This window comes from Rhodoferax ferrireducens (assembly GCF_003347515.1).
In the GTDB taxonomy this organism is placed as follows: domain Bacteria; phylum Pseudomonadota; class Gammaproteobacteria; order Burkholderiales; family Burkholderiaceae_C; genus Rhodoferax.
In genome coordinates, this window is sequence record NZ_QEII01000179.1 from 1 (window position 1) to 2772 (window position 2772).

Annotated in this window: 3 protein-coding genes; all 3 read left to right on the plus strand. The window is 60.4% G+C overall.

The genetic code is table 11. From position 1 onward, the window contains the following. The first annotated feature begins 207 nt into the window (after nt 1–207). The 3 genes from C5P05_RS01325 to tnpC all read left to right on the plus strand — a co-directional run bounded on the left by C5P05_RS01325 (nt 208) and on the right by tnpC (nt 2582). Nucleotides 208–576, plus strand: coding sequence for a transposase (locus C5P05_RS01325; protein WP_114968099.1), 369 nt, complete (start codon nt 208–210; stop codon nt 574–576). Then, nucleotides 573–914 (plus strand): IS66 family insertion sequence element accessory protein TnpB, encoded by a 342-nt coding sequence (gene tnpB / locus C5P05_RS01330; RefSeq protein ID WP_114968100.1) that lies wholly within the window; start codon nt 573–575, stop codon nt 912–914. The genes C5P05_RS01325 and tnpB overlap by 4 nt, the downstream gene beginning before the upstream one ends. Nucleotides 915–995: 81 nt before the next feature. After that, nucleotides 996–2582: an IS66 family transposase gene (tnpC, locus tag C5P05_RS01335; protein WP_114968101.1), complete on the plus strand. Its 1587-nt coding sequence runs from the start codon at nt 996–998 to the stop codon at nt 2580–2582. The last annotated feature ends 190 nt before the right edge of the window (nt 2583–2772 follow it).

The window sequence follows — 2772 nt, forward strand, 5'->3', positions numbered from 1 at the left end:
GGTGTGTCTGGCATTGCAGTCATCAAAGGCTTTGTAGGAAAGCCGTTTTCTGATGACTTCCATGCAACCATCCGGGGCTATTCAAAACTTGAATCTTCTGGCTCAGGCGAACAAAAGCAGTTCGGCAGTAAGCGGCTAGCCATGTCATCTTGAATCCTGCCGCCAAGCGGGTAAACATAGTGTCCACGAAACAAACAGGTGGACACTATGGAAACGAAGAGAGTGGCGCGTCGCAAGCACAGTGCGCAATTTAGGGCCGAGGTATTGGAGGCATGCCGACAGAGTGGGGCGTCGGTTGCCGCAGTTGCGCTGCGAAGCGGGTTGAACGCCAATGTGGTTCACCGCTGGCGAAGTCTGGAGGGACGAGCGACTGATGCCGGGGTTGGCAATCGGGTGGTAGTCAGTGCCAGACCCAACGCAGAGTTCCTGCCCCTGCAGCTACCGCCGCAGGCCATGTCGGCACCCGCGCCGGAGATTCGCATGGAGTTGCGGCGCGGCGCATCCGCCGTCACGGTGACGTGGCCCGTGCAATGTGCTGGTGACTGTGGGGCTTTGTTGCGGGAGTGGCTGCGATGATTCGCATCGACGCACTGTGGCTCGCGGTCGATCCCGTTGATATGCGTGCCGGACCCGAGCGACTGCTGGCCCGTGTGGTGCAGGTGTTCGGCGCTGCCCGAGCGCACCACGGCTATCTGTTTGCCAACGTGCGCGCCACGCGCATCAAGCTGCTGGTGCACGACGGTTTCGGCGTGTGGTGCGCGGCCAGGCGTTTGAATCAGAGCCGCTTCGTGTGGCCGACTGCGGTGTCTGGCACGGCGTCGCCGATGGCGCTGACGCAGCAGCAATTCGACGCGCTGGTGCTGGGTTTGCCGTGGCAACGGCTGGAGCAAATGCAGGCCATCACACGCATGTAATGGCCGGGGTTTGTCTGGAAAGAAGAACAATCAGCACATGCCCTAATGGTGGTTTGATCGTTTGTTTTACACAATGGGCACATGCTCAGCGTGCACGAACTTAAAGCCCAGGACCTGCAGCGTCTGAGCCCCAGTGCACTGGCTGAAGTGGCGGCCACGATGCTGCAACATATCGCCGAGCAGGGCAAGCTCATCACCACCCAAGCGCAGGCCATCAAGTTCCGTGACGTCAAGATCGAACGCATCACATTTGAGCTGGCGCGCCTGAAGTCCTGGCGCTTTGCGGCCAAGACCGAGCGCATGAATGCTGAGCAACGCCAGTTGTTCGAAGAGACGCTGGCAGCTGACCAGGCAAGTCTTGAAGCGCAGCTCGAAGCCCTGCAGGGCCAGCCCGGTACTCAGGGCGAGCTCGCTGGCAAAACGCCTGCGCGTCAACCCAAACGCCAGGCATTGCCGGAACATCTGCGGCGCGTGGATCACCACCACGAACCCGAGAACACTACCTGCGGTTGCGGCCAGCTCATGGTGCGCATTGGCGAAGACGTGAGCGAAAAGCTGGACATCGTGCCGGCTGAGTTCTTCGTCCATCGCCACGTTCGCGGCAAGTGGACGTGCAAGTGCTGCCAGACATTGGTGCAAGAACCGGTTGCGCCCCACATCATCGACAAGGGCATGCCCGCTGAGGGCTTGATCGCCCACACCTTGGTGAGCCGATTCGTCGATCACATTCCGTACTACCGCCAGGAGCAGATCAACGCGCGCTCAGGCATCCACACACCGCGCTCGACGCTGGCAGCCTGGTCGGGACAGGGCGGTGCCGGTTTGATACCGTTGTTTGACGCGCACCGCAAGTTCGTGCTCGGCGTCAACGTCTTACATGTCGACGAGACGCCGGTGAATATGCTGGACCCGGGCGCGGGCAAGACCAAACGCGCCTATATCTGGGCTTATGCGCGCAGCGGCTTCGATGCACTGCCGGGCGTGGTGTACGACTTCTGCGTGGGCAGAGGGGCGAAGTATCCGGTTGCCTTCCTGCAGGATTGGTCGGGCACACTGGTATGCGATGGCTATGTGGCCTACGACACCGTCTTCAAGCTTGAACAGCGAATTGAAGCCGGATGTCTCGCACACGCCCGACGAAAATTCGACGAGTTAATCAAGGACAACCAGAGTCCGGTGGCGACACAGGCAGTGCAGCGCATTGCGATGCTGTACAGCATTGAGCGAGAAGCCCGGGATCTATCGGTCGAGCAACGACTGGACATGAGGCAAGCCAGGGCCAAGCCAGTATGGGAAGAGATGCATGTCTGGCTGCAACTGGAGCGCCAGCGCGTGCCCGACGGCAGCGCCATCGCCAACGCCATCGACTACAGCCTGAACCGCTGGACCGCGTTGATGGCCAACCTGGTGGACGGCGACATTCCCGTCGACAACAACCACATCGAGAACCTGATGCGCCCCTGGGCTATGGGCCGCAAGGCATGGTTATTCGCGGGTAGTGAGCTCGCCGGCCAGCGCGCCGCCATCGTCATGAGCCTGGTGCAGTCGGCAAAGATGCACGGCCATGACCCGTGGGCCTATCTGCGGGACGTGCTGACAAGGCTGCCGTCGCACCTGAACAGCCAAATCGACGAATTGCTCCCGCATCGCTGGCAACCGCAGGTCTGACCTGCCGTCAACGACATGCATATTCCGGGTGCCTGCGTCAAGGTGCCACGGCTAGCCGCTTACGTTCGGCATACCTGGATTTACAGATTACCCGAGTGAGATTCAGGTGCTGGCCGGAGAGTACAAGGTTCAAGTCTATTGCTTTAGCGGCTTTACCAGTTACCGACCCACCACGACTCTACCGATGCAA

Excerpts from the sequence above, each read along its gene's own strand:
- C5P05_RS01325 (WP_114968099.1), top strand. The coding sequence starts at position 208 with ATGGAAACGAAGAGAGTGGCGCGTCGCAAGCACAGTGCGCAATTTAGG.
- tnpC (WP_114968101.1), top strand. The coding sequence starts at position 996 with ATGCTCAGCGTGCACGAACTTAAAGCCCAGGACCTGCAGCGTCTGAGC.
- tnpB (WP_114968100.1), top strand. The coding sequence starts at position 573 with ATGATTCGCATCGACGCACTGTGGCTCGCGGTCGATCCCGTTGATATG.